This window comes from Pseudomonas schmalbachii (assembly GCF_017589465.1).
Lineage (GTDB): Bacteria > Pseudomonadota > Gammaproteobacteria > Pseudomonadales > Pseudomonadaceae > Pseudomonas > Pseudomonas schmalbachii.
Map to the genome: position 1 here is coordinate 663,480 of NZ_JAELYA010000001.1, position 17,295 is coordinate 680,774.

Genomic DNA, 17,295 nt, shown 5'->3' on the forward strand with positions numbered 1-17,295 from the left:
ACAGATGGCTTCTGTACGCATCGCTCTACTCGGGACAGGTTTCCCGTATCTGTTTCTTCGCCTAAAAGGCGCAAGCGAGCGACAACATCAGCTAGTCGCCACCCCCGCGCGATCCTGGCTGCTTTCAGAGGACTCATGCATTGACCTCGTTGAATGAATCGGTCATGCGCAATTCTGCGCAATGCGCAGATTTTAGGCAAGGCAATTCTGCGCCACGCGCTTTGCGCACGGCGCAGATGAAAGATCAACATCGGCGGATGGATATCGGACCAGCTATACGAGCCGCCCGTAGGGCGAAAGAAATGACACTAGAGCAACTTGCCCTCCTGGTTGAAACGGATACGGGCAATTTGTCGCGCTTGGAAACTGGAAAACAAGGTGTAAGCAGCGCCTTGCTGGACAGGATTTTGAAGGCTCTGGACGTTGACCTTGCTGCAGTCATAAGCGGCAGTAATCACCCATCAAACACAAATGAAGTAACCAAACGTGCCGACCTACTTGCAGCAATTGCGAGTCCTCGCTCACGGGTGATCCTCCAGCGCATAGCCCAAGCAGCGGCGGAAGGTCACCTGACCGATGACGACCTGGCACTACTCGACCAGGTCGCCACTCGTATCGCCAATAAGAACGAAGCTCCCAAGACTCCAGGCCCCAACCAACGGATTGCAGGGAAGATCAAGGATGCCGTTAAAACTCCTGACGGAAGATAACTATCGCGGCGCCAGCAAGGGATCGGTGGTTCAGGATGGGCAGATGGCCCATACCCACATCGCACTCCTGGACATCGACCAATCGCCTCGACCGGCACGCTGCTACGTCAAGCTCTACCCCGATAAGGTCAATGGCCGCGAGCACCGCGGCATCGTCAATGAGATGGTCGGGCATGTACTGGCCAGCCTTATGGGTGCACCTGTCGCGAAGGATGCTGGGCTGATCACCCTGCAGGGCCACCAGCTCGCCAGCCTGCCGGCCTGGGCCTCCACCGGAAGTGTGCTGGTCGGCTGGTGGGTGCGCGACATGATCTCGCCCTCGCTCAAGATCTACTACGAACTGAACGATGTGCTGATAGCCACCGAGGCGTTTCGCGCTCGCCTGACCAAGCTGCGCAGCGAATTGCTCGCCTCCGAGCAGATCAACCTGATCATTGCGCTGGACGACCTGATTGCTAACGTTGATCGCAACGTCGGCAACCTGCTGCGGGTCAAGCAAGGCGAATATGTGCTGATCGATCATGGACTGTGCCTGACCAGTGACAACTGGATCGCCGCCGAGCTCGATCCGCAGCAACGGTACGTCAACACGCTCGATACCCTGTTGAGCCCGGAGTCTTCCTATCTGCCGTTCAAGCACGCCACGGTGAAGGCGCATGAGAACCTGGTGGCCAACCTGGAACCGGCAATGGCTGCCCTCCTCACGTGGCTGCCGCTCGCCGTTGACATGGCGGAGGCGGCCGCCATCGAGAACTTCGTCCGGCACCGGGCATCCCCTGGAAGCGTCACGGAACGCTTGGAATTGTTCATATGAGCACGTCGGCAAGGCTGTACCAGAAACTCAAGGCAAAGGCTTCCGAGCCGGAACGCAATCCTATCCGGGGGCAGTGGTTCAATATCCGCCTGCAGCCCGATCTGCTGGCCGGCGAACAGTTCAATATCGGCGTGGGTTTCGTCGACCCGAACGGCACCGTCCATAGCCGCTTTACCGACGACCTCGTGCGCCTGACCTGTTTCTACGATGAGCGGATCGACCTGGAAGAAATGAGCTTCCTCGTCGATCTGGCTGCCGCGCATTACGACCGCGCTTCGTTTCACGACGTCATGCTCAAGGTGATCAGTCCGCAGATTGTGCTCGGCGACCTGGCCTACGCCTCCGGGCAAAGCGTGACCAGTATCCTCGATGACTTCTTCCACGAGACGATCTCGCTGGTGTCCTTTGCCGATGAGAGCAAGGCCCCCAAGCCACGCTTCCAGGGCAGCAGCAACGAACTGCTGAGGGAGGAGGTCTTCGCCTGGATGCGCCAGCACCATCACATGGTGGCCAAGCACATTATTCCCGCGGATCCGCGTTTCCGGGTTCGCTCGGCGGACCAGTCCGACCTGCAGGAGCACCAGGTCGAACTGCCCCTGCGTCGCCCCGGCAAGGCGGCCGGCACCATCATCTCGGCCAACTGCAAGACCCTGCAGACTGCTGAGCTGCGCATTCTCCAAGGCGCCATCAACCTGGCCACCGCCATGCGCCACTTGGAGAACGAGCGCTTCGGCATGTTCATCCTGCGCCCCGACGAAAACAGTGGACTGCCGGAACAGAGCCTGACGAAGTTCGACGACCTCATCGATGAGAGCGTCTGGAAGCTGCGCGATGCCGGCGTGCACGTCGGCGTGGAAAGCTCGGTACCGGAGCTCGGGCAGGAGATCGTGTCCTGGGCGGCATGACACCTGCCTCTAGCGCACTTCAAAAAGCAAAAACCGGCACAAGGCCGGTTTTTCCCAAGCAATGGTCGCAGCTAGGTCTTCTTCTTTGGCTTCATTGAAGCAACTGCTTTTTTGGCTACGGGCATATAGCTGGGATGTAGAACTCCAAGCTTCGGAACGGGTAACTGTCCAGAGTAACCAGGAGCGATAGCGAACCAATCGGAATCGAATGGCAGTTTGTAGCGCTGGTTGAAGTCGAATTTGGTTCGTGCAGCGAGGCCAGAGACCGAAAAGCCAGGATCAGCCGGGTCGATCACGAACTCACCAGGATAGATCCTGTTGGTTTTCTGGCTGGTGCCATATACCACCTCGACCGCATGATCGCTGGCCGAAATGGCGGTCACAAGCGCTGGACGCGACTTGGGACCAGGCTTACCGATGATCTCAGGAAATTGGCACCAAACGATGTCGCCTGGTGCCGGCAGTGGTTGGAACTTGGTTGTCATTCTTATAAGAGTCTCTCATTGAAGCGCTCCTCCGGGATGTCAGTGGCTTTGCTTGCTCGACGAATCGCCTTGGATTGCGCTGTGGTTAATGGGCCGTCGTCCAGTTCATAGCGGGGCAGATAGCGATCAGCCATTTGCCTAAGCGCCAAGTGGGCGAGTTCTGTTTTGCTCAAGCCGGTGGTTTCCATCAACTTCTCGATGGTCGAGTTGCTGACTCCTGTCGGGGTATCCTGTTTGCGTAACCGCAGAAGGAATCCTTCAGTTTGCTTTTCGGCGGTGAGGGTCATTTGGTACATCCTACGTTGGGCAATCCTTGCCAGTTCTAAAGAGCGTCACCCAGATCCTTCTTCATTGGGTGATATCTATTTTATATCAAGTGGTGGTACCAGTCGATAGTGGCACCACCCAGTCTGGTCAACGCCAAACCTCTGGCAGATCTCTGCTCTAGTCACCGAAGCCCACCTCGCGCGGGCTTTTTCGTGCCTCCCCCCTCCATCATTCGACATCTCTGAAATTTCCAGCTCAGAGGAGTGCGAGTCATCTTACAAAATATTCTGCGCTTGACGCAGATTAAGGCCAATGCATAATGAAATAAATTCTGCGCAATGCGCAGATTAAAAATGCAACGCCATCCCATGGTGCATTGGGGCGGCTACCGCTCTTTTCACAACTCGGGAACCTCGCGGCGGATCCCCGGCAACGGGACGCAGCCATGCGACCAGCTCGCCCAGCGGCATAGCCCTGGAGGGGTTGGACAGCGCGAGCAATAAATTCCGCCCCATGCAGGCTCTGGAACCTGCCGGCTCAACGAGCCGCACGCCGATAACGCTGACCTGGTGCGCTGGGCTGCGGGCGTGAGCAAGTCATCGCCCCGCCAGCGTGGCGCGTAACGCTGGCCAGCAAGACCGAATGCATCACTTCTGCCGCTTCCCTCCGAGGCGGCAGCGGGATGCCACCCACCAGAGGACAACAATGGATGAAGGATTTCGCAAAGCTGTTCCGTTCAGAGGGCACCGGCCAGGTCCTCGCCCAGATAGTCGACGGAGACCACGGTCCGGAGATCCAGCTCTGCTACGAGATCGATGACCTGATCCGTCGCGTACGTATGGCGACATTCATCGATATGCCCCTCGGTTGGGATATGGCCAGGGACGCCCTGAACATGCTGGATGAAGCCAAGGCGCTGGAGATTGCCCGCGAGGGCCAGATGGCAAGCCCGTTTTCCATGCTGCCCGGCCGACACTGAAAACAACAGGAAGGAACTGCCCATGCTCGTGCTCAATCGCAACCCCGGCCAGACCATCCGCATCGGTGACGACATCGTCACCACCATCGTGCGGGTGGACAGCGGCTATCACGTCAAGGTCGGCATCCAGGCGCCAGCGGATCTGCCGGTGCACCGCGAGGAGATCTACCAGCGGATCCAGGCCGGCATTCCCAAGAAAGCCGCAGAAGGCCGCCAGCCATGAACGTCGATATCCACCCTGAAGTGCTGAAAGAGCTCGAGTACATCGTCGAGCTGCATGCCAAGCACGGCGCACCGAATCCCATGCAGACGGTCGAGCAGCTGGTTGCCTTCGTCTTGGCCTCGATTGCCGACGGCTCCCGCCGGCCAGGTGCCTGGGAACGGCAGATGCTGGACATGATGGGGCTGGTCGCCAACTGCCCGGAGCATTGCGAGTACCGCAGGCAGTACGGCAGGCCATAGAACCCCGTAGCGCTGGCGAGACAGTCGCGCGCAGGCCAGCCAGACAGTGCACCTGCCGTGCAACGCCAGCGGGCCGGGAGTGGAGCGGCGACGCTCCCGGTCGGTATAGCCGCCACCTGTCAGCCCTGCGGGCGCTGACGCCGGACGCGAGTAACCGGCCCGAGGCACCTGCCGGCCAGTGGCAGGCTGCATCGGAGAGTGATCGGCTGGCCTAGGGTCGCTCCCGAAAAGCGGACTACTCACCCGCCTGTTCCGTCGATCACTCCCCGATGCGGGTACTTCCCTGCCCGCATCCTTGGCAGTGTTGGACGTTCCTCGCCCGGCCCGCTCCGGCCGGGCACCTTTCCCCTCCCTCGCCGGTTTTCGCATGCCCTGGTGCCCACGGCTGGACCGACCCTCCTCTGTGGAAACTCATCGCACCAGGGCAGCCGAAATCCGGTGCCTACCCATGCCTGGAGGTGACTCATGCAATGTCGTGCCGAAATCGCGGTGCAGGTCATCCGCGATGAAGTCGAATGCCAGCGTCGTGCGGACTGGCCGAGCATCAACCCGGGGGTCGGCATGATCCGCATGGCCTACGCCCTCGGACTGCTCGGCGACCTGCAGGAGATCGTCCTGACCCGGTCGCTGATCGAAGCCGTCCGCGATCGCCGCAACGAGCTGCGCCACCAGCGCCATCTCACCCTGATCCAGGGGTGCGAACCATGATCAGCTGCCCTTCCATTCCCGACCACTTCGCGCCGGTCGAGGAAGTCGCCGGCCGCTCGATCCGCCAGGCCTGCGACCTCGCCCGCCGGCGCCAGCTCGGCCAGCCCGACCGCATCCTGATCTGCGACGGGCTGATCGTCCTGCGCTACGAGCGGCCGCTGCCGGCCGCCCTGCCCTGCATCGAAGACCCCGCGACCCTCTACTGGGAGGACGCCTCATGAGCGACAAGCCGTCTATCCCGAAGGGCTACCTGAAGAACGCCATGAACCACCTGGTGCCGGAATCCGAGGTGCGTAAACAGGACCTGGCGCGCGATCGGGTCGCCCGCAAGTGGGCCATCAAGGCGATCAAGCTGAACGCCGCGCTGACCGCATTCAAGAAGGAGTCCCTGGCTGACATCGCCAAACTGGTGACCGACTCCGGCAAGCACTACGGCGCGAAGATGGGCGGCACAAAGGGCAACGTGTCGATCATCAGTTACGACGGCCAGTACAAGATCGTGCGCCAATACGCCGACCGCATCGCCTTCACCGAGGAGATGGAGGTGGCCAAGAAGCTGGTCCTGGACTGCGTCAACGCCTGGAGCGCAGGCGCCAACGGCCACCTCAAGGCGGTGGTTCAGCGCGTGTTCAGCCCGAGCAAGCAGGGCCAGATCAGAACCCAGGACGTGCTCGACCTACTCCGTCTGGAGATTGACGACGACCGCTGGCGGAAGGCCATGCAGGCGGTGAAGGATTCCATTTTGGTGACCGGAACGGCGGTGTATGTGCGGGTCTACGAACGCATCGGCAACACCGACCAATACAAGGCCATCCCCCTCGACCTCGCCGCGGTTTGACCCGGCATCCCCTGGATATCCCATGACTGCGATCGTATTCGACACTGAAACCACTGGCATTGGCCCTCACGACGAGATCATCGAGGCGGGCTGGATCATCCTCCCCGACGACCCGATGGAGTTGAATTCCGAGGAGCCGGCCGTGTACCGGCATCATCGCGAGCTGTTCCGTCCCAGCGTGCCAATTGCCCTCGGCGCCATGGCTACCCATCACATCGTCCCGGAGGACCTGGAATTCTGCCGCCCTTCCAGCGAGTTCAGCCTGCCGCCCGACATCACCTACCTGGTCGGGCACCACGTCGATTTCGACTGGCGCATGGCTGGTCAACCGAATGTGCGGCGGATCTGCACCCTGGCGCTGAGCCGCACGCTGTTCCCGCAGCTCGACAGCCACACCCAGTCGGCAATGCTCTACCACCTTTTCTCCGGGAACCGCCGCTATATCCGCACGCGGCTGAAGAGCGCCCATGCGGCACTGGACGATGCAGAGAACTGCCTGCTGCTGCTCACCCGCCTACTCGAGGTGCTGGGCACGTCGCTCGGGGTACACCCGACCACCTGGGACGAGCTCTGGCAAATCAGCGAACAAGCCCGAGTGCCGAGCGTCATGCCCTACGGCGTGCACCGTGGCACATCGATCGCCGACTTGCCCGACGACTACGTCAGCGAGCTGACTCAGCAATCCGATCTGGATCCTTACCTGCTGCAGGCATTACGCGCCCGGAGGCCTCATGCCCTTGCTGAATGACCGCGACTACCACCGCACCCTCGTCGACGTGATCGAGGAGGCCGAGCGCCTCGACGATGACCAGTGGGACACGATCCACATCTCTCTGAACAACGGCCGGGAGCTGCTGCTGATGGCAGTGGTGGGCGACTACCTGGGTCCGCTGGCCAGGGTGCTGGAGGGAATCCACGAACTGCGGGAAGAGGAACGCAAGCTGTGACAAGCCTTTCAGTCGTCGCCAGTACAGCGCTGGAAAAGCACCGATCGAAGTCACCCAAGCAGGATTCCCGCAACTTGGACAAGTTCATCATCCGGCTACCCGATGGCATGCGCGATCAGGTGGATGCGATAGCTGCTGCCGGGCACATGAGCATGAACGCCTTCATCGTCCAGGCGATCGAAGAGAAGCTCGCTGGCGGTACCCGCCAACGGCTGCTGCTCGACGCCCTGGAGCGGGCCTTGAACGCGCAGGAGCCAATCTGATGGCCCGCCAATTTCCAATGATCGAATCGCGCGCCCAGGCGATCGGCGTAAAACCGAAAGTGCTGGCAGCACGCACCAAGCGCTCACTGAAGAGCATCCGCACGGCGATGGAGAAGCTGGCAGAGCCTTGGACGGATATCGACGGCAGCGTCGAAACCGCTCAGGACGAGCTGTTGGCGGCACTGGACCGGTTCGAGGAACACATCAACGGCACGGTCGAGTGGCTGACGGAGGCGGCGGAATAACGAGGTAGACATGAGCATGCTGTCATCGATCGCCCAGGCCGCCCTGGACAAGGCACGAGCACACCACCAGGATGCGACCTCCCCACCCACGCGCCGGCCACGGCAACCCTGGTCTGAGGTGGAAGTCGAGCAGCTGGTCGCCCTCTACCCGGACACGCCGATGTACCAGCTGGTGGAGCGCTTCGGCCGCACCGACCAGAAGATCTACGCCAAGGCCAACAAGCTCGGCCTGCGCCGCAGCGAAGCCTTCCTTGCCAGCCCCTTCGCCGGTCGCATCCGCCCCGGCGCCGAGCTCGGCAAGGGCACTCGCTTCCAGAAGGGCCACAAGACCTGGAATGCCGGCATCAGCTACCAGGCCGGCGGCCGCGCCCCCGCCACCCGCTTCAAGCCCGGCCAGGTGAACGGCCGCGCGGCGCAGCTGCTCAAGCCCATCGGCTACGAGCGGGTTACCGACGACGGCATCCTGCAGCGGAAGATCCGCGACGACGGGCCGCCGCAGCGGCGCTGGAAGTCGGTGCACATGATCCTCTGGGAAGAACAGCACGGGCCGGTACCGGCCGGCCATATGGTCGCCTTCCGCGACGGCAACCGCCGCAACTTCGCCCCGGAGAACCTGGTGTTGATCAGCCGCGCGGAGAACATGCAGCGCAACTCCATCCACCGCTACCCGCCCGAGCTGAAGGACGCTATCCGCGCGGCCGGCAAGCTCAAGCGCACCATCCGGGAGAAAGAACATGAAGAACAAGATCGAGGATCTGCGTAACCACCTCTTCGCCACCATCGAAGGCTTGCTCGATCCGGACAAGCCGCTCGACATCGAGCGCGCCAAAGCGGTCGCGCAGGTCAGCCAGCAACTGATCGAGTCGGCCAAGGTCGAGGTGAAGTTCCTCGAGGTCACCGGCGCCCCGGGAACCGGCTTCATCGAACCGGCGCCAGCACTGCCGGCACCGGCTCACCTGCGCTCCGCCGGCGGTGGGAGCTGACATGAGCCAGGACCATCCCTTCTACAGCGGCACCTTCCACGGCCACCACTTCTACTGCATGACCGCGGACGACCGGATCCAGCGCGTCGCCTCGTTCGACCTCGACACCTGCCACCGCGCGCTCGCCCTGGGCGGCCTGCAGAAGTCGGTGCGTCAGGCCATCGAACGGCGCATGCGCCAGTTGGAGAGAGCCAGCCAGTAGGCTGGCAGGGTCCTCGCCCTCCCCGCCAGCCCTCCCTGTCCGACGCACCGGCAGGGAGGGCGGAACCCCCGCAATAGACACCTTTTTCCTATCAAGCTCAACCGATCACGCCACGGCGAGGACTCCCCATGCCCCCTTCTGACTGCATTCCTCACGCCCTGAGTGAGGCCCTGACCTATCTCGACCGACGCCCAGCCATTGTGAGCGCCGGCACGGATGCGCTCCGCAGGTTGATTCCCGTCGCCCTTCGCCCAACCGGCCAGGGTGGCGTAATCGGCCGCTTCCTGCTCGGCCTGTACAACGGCCAGGACTACCCCTTCGATCTGACCGACCTGCGTCGCCTTGACCTGGCGTTGTTCGACGACTGCCTGCAGGTGCTGCAGATGGATTTCCAACCCGAGGTCGAAGTGCATGGCCGCGTCGCCGATGGCCAGGCTATCTGGGCCGAACTGGTGATCCTATGGGCGCCAAGGGAGCCGACATGACCTTCCATGCCCCCGAGAAATACCGCGTGACCGAGGGCAGACTTGGCTCCGACGCGAGCTTCGGCAACAACGGCTACTTCCGCGTCAAACTGCGTCGCGGCCGGCATGAGTTCTTCGTCAATGTGATCGCTGGCGAGGGTGAGGGCTGGGAGCACGTCTCGGTCTCCCGCCCGCACCAGACGCCCGACTGGGAAATCATGTGCGCGGTGAAGGCGCTGTTCTGGGATCCCGAAGACGCGGTGATGCAGTTGCACCCGCCGAAGTCCGACTACGTCAATTTCCACCCGCATTGCCTGCACCTGTGGCGGCCGATCGGCTGCGCTATCCCTCTGCCGCCGTCGTGGATGGTCGGACCGAAACGCATCGAGGAGATCCCATGAAGTCGACCGGAACTGAGCAATACGACTTGAGCTGGCACCTGGAGCAAGCTGTTCAGGAGCTGGATGCTGACTCGATCGGCCTGGCGCACAACATGGGTGAAGCCACCCTGGAGCAACTGCATGAGATCGTCGCGTTTGCCGAGCGACTGAAAGAAGGCGCGCTGGTGGAAATGTACCTTCGCGAGCGACAGGCCAACGGTGATGACGCTCTCCGGCTGATTTTGCCGCCGAAGGGCTATGCCGGCTATAGCCCGAAAAGTTGAAAGCCGTGGATATCTACATCGTGGCCAACATGCGCCACCTCTGGCTGCAGCCCGAACCCATTCCTTATGCCTGGAGGCGTAGGCCATGACCGACCTGCACGAATCTGCCGACGAGTTCCGCCAGCAGCACCAGGAACGCTACCTGCACAAGCCCACCGGCCAGCGCTGGGCAGCCGTGGCCTTCATCGGTTCCGTCGTGCAGCTGGAGGACGTCGGCGGCCGCCGGCGCAACGCCACCAGCCAGGAACTGCAGAACCGCGACGTTTGGGAGCGCATACCATGAGCGAAGAAGTGAACACCCGCTGCGACCAGGAGCTAGTGGAGGTGGCCGGCTACCGCGACGGCCAGCACGGCGACTTCAGCCACATAGCCCGGGTTGGCTGGGATGCACTGATGACCGTCGAGCAGCATGAACGAATCCTCGGCGCGGTACTGGCCGAGGTCGCGCGGCTGCGCGACAAGCGCAAGCAGGCGGCGGACCAATACGAAGCAACGATTCTCAGCGTGGAGAAAGAACGCGGCGCCCTCGCTGCAACCCACCACCCGGTGCCTGCGCTGGAGCGCCGCGAGTACCCGAGCCGTACCATCTACCCGGATGCATCCGAGTTTTCCCTGGAGTGCGCCGAAATCACTGGATGGAACGCGGCTGTCACCCAGCACGAGCGCGTCGTCGCGGCGCTGCGGGCGGAGATTGCGCGGGAGCAGGCATACAGAGAGTTCCTGCACTCGGCTAATACCGGGTTGGCCGAGAAGGTCGAACGGCTTGGAGATGAACGCGACGCCCTCGCCGCGCAACTGGCCGAGCAGAAGGGACAGGAGCCGGTAGACCCGCGTTTCGGCGCTGCCGCAATGATTGTTCGTGACGTATGTGAGTTAGCCGAGCCTGCGGACAGTGAGCATGTCGTCCGTGTCCATGTCGATGATTTGCTTAGGATCGCCGAAGCGCACATCCAGCCAGTCGCTCCGGCGCAGCAGGCCGTGCCAGAAGGGTGGAAGCTGGTGCCGACAGAACTGACTAAGGAAATGAAGGAGGCAATGATCGCGCCAGACGGCCTAACAGAAGACGGATACATCCACGCTTTCACCGTTAAAAGCCAATGGGCGGCAGTACTCGCCGCCGCGCCTCAGCCGGCGAAGGATGGTGGCGCATGAAGACGACACCATGCAGCCAGTTCGACACTGCTGCTAATCGTTGCAGCAGCGGATTCCAGCGAATCCACCCCGTCTGTTGGGGCGGAAAGCCAGGCTGCCCGACCTGCGGGAACATCAGCACTCGCCCGATGTGCATGCAGGACGAGATACCGAAGCACCTTGCGCAGGAAAACGGGCTGCCGATTGGCTGGCCGGTAGCGGGAGATGGCCATGCCTGAGCAACAACTGAAGCCGGCCGCTATCGTGCGATCGCGCTACGGCGATCCAGAAGCATTCGGAGAGCGCTGGCTTGAGGTTGTCGCCGACATCCAGGTCATGCCCTACGGCACCAAGCTCTACGCCATCCCCGCCGACCAGGTGCTGGTGCCGCGCGATCTTGTAATTCGTGCCATTGCTTTGGCCGAAGACGCCATGGGCCTCGACTTCAGCGAGCACGACGCCATTCGCGACGAGCTCCGCGCCCTCCTCCAGCAGGAACCATCCGGCGCCGCCGGCGAAACGTCCGAGCCGTAGCGCAGGTGATTGAGGCGGCGCGCGGCATGGAGACAATTGCACCACGGCGGCCGGCAAAGTGGTCCCTTTCATCCATGGCTCACGGACGAGCCGCTGGCCGCCATCTCCCTCCCCGCTCCTCGTCTCTTCGCCGCACCCACCGAGCAAACGTCCGGCTAGCGATCGCTGCTGGGCACTGTCAATTCCAACCACCCCCATCCATCACCCGCTCGGGAGAATATCCCGTGCCCGTTATCTATCGGGAGGAAACATGAGTTTCATCGTGGAAAAGGATTGGATCACCAACGTCGGGCTTCGGGCGGTGGTGATCTACATGCAGGACATGGGGCATCGCTGTGGCTACGTCGGCGTAGCTCCAGACCATTCCTGCTACCGACTGGATTACTGCGAGGCGACGCTCGCCGAGATCGAAGTGCATGGTGGCCTGACCTATGCCGCCGGGAAGGATTATCCGGTGAGCGGCACTGGGCTCTGGTGGCTTGGCTATGACTGTGCGCATGCATGGGATCTGCCGGCGCCTGACAGCGAGTTCGGGCGGCGTTTCGACAATGGCATCCGGACAAGCGATTCCGTTCACCGCGACCTGCCGTACTGCGTCCATGAATGCGAACAACTGGCCAGGCAGCTCATGCAGCTACCGCAAGCAAGCCCTGGAGATAGCCGATGACCGATATCGAAGATCCCGACGTGCGCGAGCGCCTGCATCGCGCTGGATGACGCCTGGCCGAGCTGACCTCGGCTCGAATCTCCGCTTCTACGACTTCCCCTTCCCTTCCACACACCGCCGACCCTGGCCGGCGCGATGAGGTATTGCCCCATGGAGAGCGAAATCCTTTCCGACGAGGAACTCGCCGAGATCACCGGCTACACCGCCAGGGCCTGGCAGCGCCGCTGGCTGGACAGCCACCACTGGTACTACGTAGAAAGCCGCGGCAAGCGCCCCCTGGTCGGCCGGCTTTATGCCCGCATGAAGCTCGGCCTGCAGCCCGATATCACGGTACACCAACCCCCTCCGCTACCAACTCCAACCTGGTCACCGGATTTCTCACGAGTGAATTGAATGCGTCCCCGCAAGAAGGAAAACCGAGATCTCCCGCCCAACATGTATCGCCGCAGGCGCATTCGGAAGAACGGGAAGGTCTGGGTTGGGTATTACTACCAAGACACCAGCGGGAAGGAGATCCCGCTGGGCACCGACCTCGATCTGGCGCGCCTGAAATGGGCCGAGCTGGAGGCCAAAGAGAAGCCTCTGGACCTACGCATCATGCGCTCGATCTTCGATCGGTACGTACGGGATGTAATACCGAAGAAGGCCCCGCGCACCCAACGGGACAATCTGGCGGAGCTGCGCCAGCTGCGCCCGCTCTTCGACGAAGCGCCGATCGATGCGATCACCCCGGCGATGATCGCCCGGTATCGCGACGCGCGGAGCGCCAAAGTGCGGGCGAATCGCGAGATCGCCACGCTGTCCCACGTGTTCAACATGGCGCGGGAGTGGGGCCTGACGGTCAAGGAAAATCCCTGCCAGGGCGTACGCAAGAACAAGGAGGCACCGCGGGACTACTACGCCAATGATGTGGTCTGGAATGCCGTCTATCGGAAGGCCGTGCCCGAACTGAAGGACGCCATGGATCTGGCGTACTTGACCGGTCAGCGTCCGGCGGATGTACTCAGGATGCGCAAGGACGATATCGAGGGGGATTTCCTGCTGGTCCAGCAGGGGAAAACCAGCAAGAAACTGCGGATCATGCTGCGCAGCGATGAGCAGGAGAACAGCCTGGGCACGCTGCTGAAACAGATCGCAGCGCGGAATCGGCAGTTCACGAGCCCCTTCCTCATCGTGAATGAGCGGGGTCTCCGTGTGTCGCAAGTGATGCTACGGGACCGCTGGGAGGCTGCGAGGGACAAGGCCAAGGCGGCGGCGCTCGAGGATGGCGATGCCCACCTTGCACTCAGGATCGGTCAGTTCCAGTTCCGGGATATCCGGCCGAAGGCGGCCTCGGAAATCACCGACGTGAAGGATGCCAGCCGGTTGCTCGGCCACACCGAAGAGGAGATCACGGAGCGGGTTTATCGACGCCTGGGAGCCATCGCGAAGCCGGCGAAATAGGCCGAGTTTCGGAACTCGTTCCGTTTTATTTCGGAACTCGGGCTCTTTTTGCCTCGTTCAGAGCGCCCGCATACCGCTGGGCTAGAATGGCAAAGGCCCTGACAAATCAGGGCCTTGGATATGGCGGAAGCGCAGAGATTCGAACTCTGGGGGCTGTTACACCCGGCGGTTTTCAAGACCGCTGCCTTAAACCACTCGGCCACACTTCCCTATTTGCGGGGCGCAATAGTACCGGATCGCAACACACTGTCAAACTCTGCTCGTTGGCCGCGGCCGGGCCTTTGTTATGATGCGGCTACTATCGTCATGGACTCGTTTCCAGTAACAGGAGTGCTAACCATGCAAGAACGCCAATATCTCAACGCCACAGCGGTGGAACAGAAGGAGGTCAGCGGGGTCCTGCGCAATACCTATGGACTGCTGGCCATCACCCTCGCCTTCAGCGGCATCGTGGCTTACGTATCGCAACAACTGCGCCTGCCCTACCCGGGTTTCCTCGTCGTGCTGATCGGCTTCTACGGCCTGTTCTTCCTGACGATTAAACTGCGCAACAGCGGCTGGGGTCTGCTCAGCACCTTCGCCCTGACCGGCTTCATGGGCTACACCCTCGGCCCGATCCTGAACATTTACCTGGGCATGGCCAACGGCGCCAGCGTGATCTCCTCGGCGTTCTTCATGACCGCCCTGGTGTTCTTCGGCCTGTCCGCCTATGTGCTGACCACCCGCAAGGACATGAGCTTCCTGTCCGGGTTCATCACTGCCGGCTTCTTCGTCCTGCTGGGCGCGGTGCTGGTGTCGATGTTCTTCCAGATCAGCGGCCTGCAACTGGCGATCAGCGCCGCTTTCGTGCTGTTCTCCTCGGCGATGATCCTGTTCCAGACCAGCGCGATCATCCACGGCGGCGAGCGCAACTACATCATGGCGACGATCAGCCTGTACGTGTCGATCTACAACCTGTTCCTCAGCCTGCTGCAGATCTTCGGCATCATGGGCAGCGACGACTGATAGTTCCCAGGCACTCCGGAAAAGCCCGTTTCGACGGGCTTTTTCTTTTTCGGCGCAGCAAAATGCTCCGGCTCGCCGTATCATCCTGCGAAAATCCTCCGCCAAAGCCCGCCCATGAAATTCGCCATCGCCCTGTTCGCGCCGCCCCACTCGCCCGCCGCCCGCCGCGCCCTGCGCTTCGCCGAAGCGGTGCTGGCTGGCGGCCATGAGATCGTCCGCCTGTTCTTCTATCAGGAAGGCGTGCACAGCGCTTCGAGCAACGCGGTGGCGAGCCAGGACGAACTGGACGTCGCCGCCGCCTGGACCCGCTTCGTCTGCGACAACCAGTTGGACGGCGTGGTCTGCATCGCCGCCGCCCTGCGCCGTGGCGTGCTGAACGAAGAGGAAGCCACCCGCTACAGCCGTCCGGCGGCCAACTTGCAGGCGCCCTGGGAGCTGTCCGGACTCGGCCAATTGCACGAAGCGACGCAACAGGCGGACCGGCTGGTCTGCTTCGGAGGCAACTGATGGCCAAGTCCCTGCTTATTGTCAGCCGCCAGGCGCCCTGGTCCGGCCCGAGCGCCCGCGAGGCGCTGGATATCGCCCTTGCCGGCGGCGCCTTCGAACTGCCCATCGGCCTGCTGTTCCTCGACGACGGCGTGTTCCAGCTGGCTCCCGGCCAGCGCCCCGCCAGCATCGAGCAGAAGGACCTGCAAGCCAATCTGCAGGCCCTGCCGCTGTTCGGCATCGACGAACTCTACGTGGCCGCCCGCAGCCTCACCGAACGCGGATTGGTCACGGATGGCCTGAAGCTCCCGGCACAGGTCCTCGACGACGCGGCATTGCGCGACCTGATTCAACGCTACGACCAGGTAATCACCCTCTGATGGCCACTCTTCACCTGCTCTCGCACTCCCCGTTCAACGACGGCCGTCTCGCCAGTTGCCTACACCTACTCGGCCCGGACGATGGCGTGCTGCTCAGCGGCGAGGCCGTGCATGCCCTGCGCGCCGGCACCGCACCGTGCCAGGCGCTGGAGCTGATGCCCGCCGGCAATGCGCTGTTCGCCCTGCTCGAAGACCTCCAGGCACGCGGCCTCGACGACGTGCCGGCGCGGGTCGTGGCGCTGGACTACCCCGGTTTCGTCGAACTCTGCACCCGCTTCGACAAGGTCAACGCCTGGCTATGAACTCGCTACTGGTGAACGGGCAGCATATCGCCCTCGACAAGGACGGCTACCTGCAATACCTGGACGACTGGTCCGACGCGGTCGCCGAGGCCCTTGCGCACAACGAAGGGCTCAGCCTGACGCCGGCGCATTGGGAAATCCTCCTGCTGCTGCGCGAGTTCTATGGCGAGTTCCAGCTGTCGCCGGCCAACCGCCCGCTGATCAAGTACGTCGCCCAGCGCCTGGGCGCGGAAAAGGGCAACAGCCTGCACCTCAACCTCCTGTTCAAGGGCACCCCGGCCAAGCTCGCCGCCAAGCTCGCCGGCCTGCCGAAACCGACCAACTGCCTATGACGCCCAGCCCGCTCGTACTCCAGCCCCCCGCCGAACACCCCTTCGCCCAGTTCGTCCGCATCCTCGGCAAGGGCAAGCGCGGCGCACGCAGCATGACCCGCGACGAAGCCCGCGAAGCGCTGGGCATGATCCTCGACGGCCAGATCGAGGAAACCCAGCTCGGCGCCTTCCTCATGCTCCTGCGGCACAAGGAGGAAAGCGCGGAGGAACTGGCCGGCTTCGCCGAGGCGGTGCGCAGCCGCCTGCAGGCACCGGGCATCGCCGTCGATATCGACTGGCCGACCTACGCCGGCAAGAAGCGCCACCTGCCCTGGTACCTGCTGGCCACCAAATGCCTGGCCGGCAGCGGCACGCGCATCCTCCTGCACGGCGGCGGCGCGCATACCGCCGGGCGCATGTACAGCGAGCAACTGCTCGACACCCTGAATATCCCGCTGTGCCGCGACTGGCCAAGCGTGGGCAAGGCCCTGGATGAACACGGCCTGGCCTTCGCCCCGCTGGTGGACTGGATGCCGCGCCTGCAGCGGATGATCGACCTGCGCAACACCCTCGGCCTGCGCTCGCCGATCCACTCGGCGGTACGCCTGCTCAATCCGCTGGGCGCCACCTGCATCCTGCAGAGCATCTTCCACCCCGGCTACCAGGAAGTGCATCGCGAAGGCAGCCGTCTGCTCGGCGATCGCGCCATCGTGATCAAGGGCGAAGGCGGCGAAGTAGAGATCAACCCGGACAGCCCCGCGCACCTTTATGGTTGCGAAGGCGGCGCGAGCTGGGACGAGGAATGGCCGGCGCTTTCCGCCCAGCGCCACGTCAAACCGGAGAAGCTGGAGCCATCCGCCCTCCTCGCGACCTGGCGTGGCGAACGGGACGACAGTTACGGCGAGCTAGCCGTGCTCTCCACCATCGCCCTGGCACTGCGCGGACTCGGCCTGCCGCGCGACGAAGCCTTCGCCGAGGCCCGTCGGCGCTGGGATTCGCGCGACAAATCGATCTGATCGATTCTTCAGGTCATGTTTTTGCGCTAATCGATCGAGCAGAAGCCGAATAGACTGGTTCCAACCCAGTCTTTTCGGAGCCGG

33 protein-coding genes and 1 tRNA gene are annotated in these 17,295 nt (G+C 62.7%); 31 read left to right on the forward strand and 3 right to left on the reverse strand.

The features are described from left to right. Positions 1–140: 140 nt before the first annotated feature. From JFY56_RS02815 to JFY56_RS02825, 3 genes are read left to right on the forward strand one after another with little or no spacing between them, the layout of a single operon-like run. Positions 141–710 carry a helix-turn-helix domain-containing protein gene (locus tag JFY56_RS02815; protein WP_236032403.1) on the forward strand — a complete coding sequence of 190 codons (570 nt, stop codon included), beginning with the start codon at positions 141–143 and terminating at the stop codon, positions 708–710. Further along, a complete protein-coding gene (locus JFY56_RS02820; protein ID WP_208311948.1) occupies positions 682–1,524 on the forward strand; it encodes a hypothetical protein in 843 nt (280 codons plus the stop codon). Before JFY56_RS02815 ends, JFY56_RS02820 begins: the two co-directional genes overlap by 29 nt. Continuing rightward, positions 1,521–2,429 carry a hypothetical protein gene (locus tag JFY56_RS02825; protein ID WP_208311949.1) on the forward strand — a complete coding sequence of 303 codons (909 nt, stop codon included), beginning with the start codon at positions 1,521–1,523 and terminating at the stop codon, positions 2,427–2,429. Before JFY56_RS02820 ends, JFY56_RS02825 begins: the two co-directional genes overlap by 4 nt. A 71-nt stretch (positions 2,430–2,500) precedes the next feature. On the opposite strand, the gene JFY56_RS02830 is transcribed toward JFY56_RS02825, so the two are convergent. Both JFY56_RS02830 and JFY56_RS02835 read right to left on the reverse strand, forming a co-directional pair. Next, positions 2,501–2,914 carry a type II toxin-antitoxin system PemK/MazF family toxin gene (locus JFY56_RS02830; protein WP_208311950.1) on the reverse strand — a complete coding sequence of 138 codons (414 nt, stop codon included), beginning with the start codon at positions 2,912–2,914 and terminating at the stop codon, positions 2,501–2,503. 2 nt (positions 2,915–2,916) lie between these two features. Continuing rightward, the gene (locus tag JFY56_RS02835; protein WP_208311951.1) at positions 2,917–3,201 is read right to left on the reverse strand and encodes a hypothetical protein; all 285 of its coding nucleotides are present in this window, start codon (positions 3,199–3,201) and stop codon (positions 2,917–2,919) included. Between the two features lie 689 nt (positions 3,202–3,890). Between JFY56_RS02835 and JFY56_RS02840 the strand changes: the two genes are divergently transcribed. The 22 genes from JFY56_RS02840 to JFY56_RS02945 all read left to right on the forward strand — a co-directional run bounded on the left by JFY56_RS02840 (position 3,891) and on the right by JFY56_RS02945 (position 13,711). Continuing rightward, positions 3,891–4,160: a hypothetical protein gene (locus JFY56_RS02840; RefSeq protein ID WP_208311952.1), complete on the forward strand. Its 270-nt coding sequence runs from the start codon at positions 3,891–3,893 to the stop codon at positions 4,158–4,160. A 22-nt stretch (positions 4,161–4,182) separates the two neighbouring features. Further along, positions 4,183–4,383: a carbon storage regulator gene (locus JFY56_RS02845; protein ID WP_208311953.1), complete on the forward strand. Its 201-nt coding sequence runs from the start codon at positions 4,183–4,185 to the stop codon at positions 4,381–4,383. Further along, complete coding sequence (locus JFY56_RS02850) at positions 4,380–4,622, forward strand: hypothetical protein (RefSeq protein ID WP_208311954.1); 243 nt, start codon at positions 4,380–4,382, stop codon at positions 4,620–4,622. The genes JFY56_RS02845 and JFY56_RS02850 overlap by 4 nt, the downstream gene beginning before the upstream one ends. A gap of 465 nt (positions 4,623–5,087) precedes the next feature. Next, a complete protein-coding gene (locus tag JFY56_RS02855; RefSeq protein ID WP_208311955.1) occupies positions 5,088–5,330 on the forward strand; it encodes a hypothetical protein in 243 nt (80 codons plus the stop codon). Further along, positions 5,327–5,551, forward strand: coding sequence for a hypothetical protein (locus JFY56_RS02860; RefSeq protein WP_208311956.1), 225 nt, complete (start codon positions 5,327–5,329; stop codon positions 5,549–5,551). The genes JFY56_RS02855 and JFY56_RS02860 overlap by 4 nt, the downstream gene beginning before the upstream one ends. Beyond that, a complete protein-coding gene (locus JFY56_RS02865) occupies positions 5,548–6,168 on the forward strand; it encodes a DUF3164 family protein (RefSeq protein ID WP_208311957.1) in 621 nt (206 codons plus the stop codon). The genes JFY56_RS02860 and JFY56_RS02865 overlap by 4 nt, the downstream gene beginning before the upstream one ends. A 22-nt stretch (positions 6,169–6,190) precedes the next feature. Beyond that, complete coding sequence (locus tag JFY56_RS02870) at positions 6,191–6,916, forward strand: 3'-5' exonuclease (RefSeq protein ID WP_208311958.1); 726 nt, start codon at positions 6,191–6,193, stop codon at positions 6,914–6,916. Further along, positions 6,900–7,115: a hypothetical protein gene (locus JFY56_RS02875; RefSeq protein ID WP_208311959.1), complete on the forward strand. Its 216-nt coding sequence runs from the start codon at positions 6,900–6,902 to the stop codon at positions 7,113–7,115. The genes JFY56_RS02870 and JFY56_RS02875 overlap by 17 nt, the downstream gene beginning before the upstream one ends. Before the next feature lie 74 nt (positions 7,116–7,189). Further along, positions 7,190–7,378, forward strand: a complete 189-nt coding sequence (locus JFY56_RS02880; protein ID WP_236032404.1) for a YlcI/YnfO family protein — start codon at positions 7,190–7,192, stop codon at positions 7,376–7,378. Continuing rightward, positions 7,378–7,623 (forward strand): hypothetical protein, encoded by a 246-nt coding sequence (locus JFY56_RS02885; RefSeq protein WP_208311960.1) that lies wholly within the window; start codon positions 7,378–7,380, stop codon positions 7,621–7,623. Before JFY56_RS02880 ends, JFY56_RS02885 begins: the two co-directional genes overlap by 1 nt. Positions 7,624–7,633: 10 nt before the next feature. Next, positions 7,634–8,386, forward strand: a complete 753-nt coding sequence (locus JFY56_RS02890; RefSeq protein WP_236032405.1) for an HNH endonuclease signature motif containing protein — start codon at positions 7,634–7,636, stop codon at positions 8,384–8,386. Next, positions 8,358–8,606, forward strand: a complete 249-nt coding sequence (locus tag JFY56_RS02895; protein ID WP_208311961.1) for a hypothetical protein — start codon at positions 8,358–8,360, stop codon at positions 8,604–8,606. The genes JFY56_RS02890 and JFY56_RS02895 overlap by 29 nt, the downstream gene beginning before the upstream one ends. Before the next feature lies 1 nt (position 8,607). Continuing rightward, on the forward strand, positions 8,608–8,808 hold the full coding sequence (locus tag JFY56_RS02900) for a hypothetical protein (protein ID WP_208311962.1): 201 nt from the start codon (positions 8,608–8,610) through the stop codon (positions 8,806–8,808). 128 nt (positions 8,809–8,936) lie between these two features. Continuing rightward, positions 8,937–9,293 carry a DUF7673 family protein gene (locus JFY56_RS02905; RefSeq protein WP_208311963.1) on the forward strand — a complete coding sequence of 119 codons (357 nt, stop codon included), beginning with the start codon at positions 8,937–8,939 and terminating at the stop codon, positions 9,291–9,293. After that, positions 9,290–9,673: a DUF7694 domain-containing protein gene (locus tag JFY56_RS02910; RefSeq protein WP_208311964.1), complete on the forward strand. Its 384-nt coding sequence runs from the start codon at positions 9,290–9,292 to the stop codon at positions 9,671–9,673. Before JFY56_RS02905 ends, JFY56_RS02910 begins: the two co-directional genes overlap by 4 nt. Then, positions 9,670–9,936 (forward strand): hypothetical protein, encoded by a 267-nt coding sequence (locus JFY56_RS02915; protein ID WP_208311965.1) that lies wholly within the window; start codon positions 9,670–9,672, stop codon positions 9,934–9,936. Before JFY56_RS02910 ends, JFY56_RS02915 begins: the two co-directional genes overlap by 4 nt. A gap of 85 nt (positions 9,937–10,021) precedes the next feature. Next, entirely contained in the window at positions 10,022–10,219 is a 198-nt protein-coding gene (locus tag JFY56_RS02920; RefSeq protein WP_208311966.1) for a hypothetical protein, read from the forward strand. Then, on the forward strand, positions 10,216–11,088 hold the full coding sequence (locus JFY56_RS02925) for a hypothetical protein (RefSeq protein WP_208311967.1): 873 nt from the start codon (positions 10,216–10,218) through the stop codon (positions 11,086–11,088). Before JFY56_RS02920 ends, JFY56_RS02925 begins: the two co-directional genes overlap by 4 nt. Positions 11,089–11,298: 210 nt before the next feature. After that, complete coding sequence (locus tag JFY56_RS02930; protein ID WP_208311968.1) at positions 11,299–11,601, forward strand: hypothetical protein; 303 nt, start codon at positions 11,299–11,301, stop codon at positions 11,599–11,601. A gap of 250 nt (positions 11,602–11,851) precedes the next feature. After that, entirely contained in the window at positions 11,852–12,268 is a 417-nt protein-coding gene (locus JFY56_RS02935) for a hypothetical protein (protein WP_208311969.1), read from the forward strand. Between the two features lie 150 nt (positions 12,269–12,418). Next, entirely contained in the window at positions 12,419–12,661 is a 243-nt protein-coding gene (locus JFY56_RS02940; protein WP_208311970.1) for a DUF4224 domain-containing protein, read from the forward strand. Continuing rightward, positions 12,662–13,711 carry a tyrosine-type recombinase/integrase gene (locus JFY56_RS02945; protein WP_208311971.1) on the forward strand — a complete coding sequence of 350 codons (1,050 nt, stop codon included), beginning with the start codon at positions 12,662–12,664 and terminating at the stop codon, positions 13,709–13,711. A gap of 121 nt (positions 13,712–13,832) precedes the next feature. Here the strand turns inward: JFY56_RS02945 and JFY56_RS02950 are convergent. Further along, positions 13,833–13,920, reverse strand: a tRNA-Ser gene (locus JFY56_RS02950). Positions 13,921–14,050: 130 nt separating this feature from the next. Between JFY56_RS02950 and JFY56_RS02955 the strand changes: the two genes are divergently transcribed. From JFY56_RS02955 to JFY56_RS02980, 6 genes are all read left to right on the forward strand, one after another. Then, positions 14,051–14,716: a Bax inhibitor-1/YccA family protein gene (locus tag JFY56_RS02955; protein ID WP_208311972.1), complete on the forward strand. Its 666-nt coding sequence runs from the start codon at positions 14,051–14,053 to the stop codon at positions 14,714–14,716. Between the two features lie 114 nt (positions 14,717–14,830). Then, positions 14,831–15,223 (forward strand): sulfurtransferase complex subunit TusD, encoded by a 393-nt coding sequence (gene tusD, locus JFY56_RS02960; protein ID WP_208311973.1) that lies wholly within the window; start codon positions 14,831–14,833, stop codon positions 15,221–15,223. Next, entirely contained in the window at positions 15,223–15,582 is a 360-nt protein-coding gene (gene tusC / locus JFY56_RS02965) for a sulfurtransferase complex subunit TusC (RefSeq protein ID WP_208311974.1), read from the forward strand. Before tusD ends, tusC begins: the two co-directional genes overlap by 1 nt. Then, a complete protein-coding gene (gene tusB / locus JFY56_RS02970; RefSeq protein ID WP_208312501.1) occupies positions 15,579–15,884 on the forward strand; it encodes a sulfurtransferase complex subunit TusB in 306 nt (101 codons plus the stop codon). Before tusC ends, tusB begins: the two co-directional genes overlap by 4 nt. Then, positions 15,881–16,216, forward strand: a complete 336-nt coding sequence (locus JFY56_RS02975; RefSeq protein WP_208311975.1) for a TusE/DsrC/DsvC family sulfur relay protein — start codon at positions 15,881–15,883, stop codon at positions 16,214–16,216. Before tusB ends, JFY56_RS02975 begins: the two co-directional genes overlap by 4 nt. Further along, on the forward strand, positions 16,213–17,211 hold the full coding sequence (locus tag JFY56_RS02980) for a glycosyl transferase family protein (RefSeq protein WP_208311976.1): 999 nt from the start codon (positions 16,213–16,215) through the stop codon (positions 17,209–17,211). Before JFY56_RS02975 ends, JFY56_RS02980 begins: the two co-directional genes overlap by 4 nt. The last annotated feature ends 84 nt before the right edge of the window (positions 17,212–17,295 follow it).

What these genes read in the sequence shown, in the direction of transcription:
- JFY56_RS02820 (WP_208311948.1), top strand. Translation starts at nt 682, where the DNA reads ATGCCGTTAAAACTCCTGACGGAAGATAACTATCGCGGCGCCAGCAAG.
- JFY56_RS02825 (WP_208311949.1), top strand. Translation starts at nt 1,521, where the DNA reads ATGAGCACGTCGGCAAGGCTGTACCAGAAACTCAAGGCAAAGGCTTCC.
- JFY56_RS02830 (WP_208311950.1), bottom strand. Translation starts at nt 2,914, where the DNA reads ATGACAACCAAGTTCCAACCACTGCCGGCACCAGGCGACATCGTTTGG.
- JFY56_RS02835 (WP_208311951.1), bottom strand. Translation starts at nt 3,201, where the DNA reads ATGACCCTCACCGCCGAAAAGCAAACTGAAGGATTCCTTCTGCGGTTA.
- JFY56_RS02840 (WP_208311952.1), top strand. Translation starts at nt 3,891, where the DNA reads ATGAAGGATTTCGCAAAGCTGTTCCGTTCAGAGGGCACCGGCCAGGTC.
- JFY56_RS02845 (WP_208311953.1), top strand. Translation starts at nt 4,183, where the DNA reads ATGCTCGTGCTCAATCGCAACCCCGGCCAGACCATCCGCATCGGTGAC.
- JFY56_RS02850 (WP_208311954.1), top strand. Translation starts at nt 4,380, where the DNA reads ATGAACGTCGATATCCACCCTGAAGTGCTGAAAGAGCTCGAGTACATC.
- JFY56_RS02855 (WP_208311955.1), top strand. Translation starts at nt 5,088, where the DNA reads ATGCAATGTCGTGCCGAAATCGCGGTGCAGGTCATCCGCGATGAAGTC.
- JFY56_RS02860 (WP_208311956.1), top strand. Translation starts at nt 5,327, where the DNA reads ATGATCAGCTGCCCTTCCATTCCCGACCACTTCGCGCCGGTCGAGGAA.
- JFY56_RS02865 (WP_208311957.1), top strand. Translation starts at nt 5,548, where the DNA reads ATGAGCGACAAGCCGTCTATCCCGAAGGGCTACCTGAAGAACGCCATG.
- JFY56_RS02870 (WP_208311958.1), top strand. Translation starts at nt 6,191, where the DNA reads ATGACTGCGATCGTATTCGACACTGAAACCACTGGCATTGGCCCTCAC.
- JFY56_RS02875 (WP_208311959.1), top strand. Translation starts at nt 6,900, where the DNA reads ATGCCCTTGCTGAATGACCGCGACTACCACCGCACCCTCGTCGACGTG.
- JFY56_RS02885 (WP_208311960.1), top strand. Translation starts at nt 7,378, where the DNA reads ATGGCCCGCCAATTTCCAATGATCGAATCGCGCGCCCAGGCGATCGGC.
- JFY56_RS02890 (WP_236032405.1), top strand. Translation starts at nt 7,634, where the DNA reads ATGAGCATGCTGTCATCGATCGCCCAGGCCGCCCTGGACAAGGCACGA.
- JFY56_RS02895 (WP_208311961.1), top strand. Translation starts at nt 8,358, where the DNA reads ATGAAGAACAAGATCGAGGATCTGCGTAACCACCTCTTCGCCACCATC.
- JFY56_RS02900 (WP_208311962.1), top strand. Translation starts at nt 8,608, where the DNA reads ATGAGCCAGGACCATCCCTTCTACAGCGGCACCTTCCACGGCCACCAC.
- JFY56_RS02905 (WP_208311963.1), top strand. Translation starts at nt 8,937, where the DNA reads ATGCCCCCTTCTGACTGCATTCCTCACGCCCTGAGTGAGGCCCTGACC.
- JFY56_RS02910 (WP_208311964.1), top strand. Translation starts at nt 9,290, where the DNA reads ATGACCTTCCATGCCCCCGAGAAATACCGCGTGACCGAGGGCAGACTT.
- JFY56_RS02915 (WP_208311965.1), top strand. Translation starts at nt 9,670, where the DNA reads ATGAAGTCGACCGGAACTGAGCAATACGACTTGAGCTGGCACCTGGAG.
- JFY56_RS02920 (WP_208311966.1), top strand. Translation starts at nt 10,022, where the DNA reads ATGACCGACCTGCACGAATCTGCCGACGAGTTCCGCCAGCAGCACCAG.
- JFY56_RS02925 (WP_208311967.1), top strand. Translation starts at nt 10,216, where the DNA reads ATGAGCGAAGAAGTGAACACCCGCTGCGACCAGGAGCTAGTGGAGGTG.
- JFY56_RS02930 (WP_208311968.1), top strand. Translation starts at nt 11,299, where the DNA reads ATGCCTGAGCAACAACTGAAGCCGGCCGCTATCGTGCGATCGCGCTAC.
- JFY56_RS02935 (WP_208311969.1), top strand. Translation starts at nt 11,852, where the DNA reads ATGAGTTTCATCGTGGAAAAGGATTGGATCACCAACGTCGGGCTTCGG.
- JFY56_RS02940 (WP_208311970.1), top strand. Translation starts at nt 12,419, where the DNA reads ATGGAGAGCGAAATCCTTTCCGACGAGGAACTCGCCGAGATCACCGGC.
- JFY56_RS02945 (WP_208311971.1), top strand. Translation starts at nt 12,662, where the DNA reads ATGCGTCCCCGCAAGAAGGAAAACCGAGATCTCCCGCCCAACATGTAT.
- JFY56_RS02955 (WP_208311972.1), top strand. Translation starts at nt 14,051, where the DNA reads ATGCAAGAACGCCAATATCTCAACGCCACAGCGGTGGAACAGAAGGAG.
- tusD (WP_208311973.1), top strand. Translation starts at nt 14,831, where the DNA reads ATGAAATTCGCCATCGCCCTGTTCGCGCCGCCCCACTCGCCCGCCGCC.
- tusC (WP_208311974.1), top strand. Translation starts at nt 15,223, where the DNA reads ATGGCCAAGTCCCTGCTTATTGTCAGCCGCCAGGCGCCCTGGTCCGGC.
- JFY56_RS02975 (WP_208311975.1), top strand. Translation starts at nt 15,881, where the DNA reads ATGAACTCGCTACTGGTGAACGGGCAGCATATCGCCCTCGACAAGGAC.
- JFY56_RS02980 (WP_208311976.1), top strand. Translation starts at nt 16,213, where the DNA reads ATGACGCCCAGCCCGCTCGTACTCCAGCCCCCCGCCGAACACCCCTTC.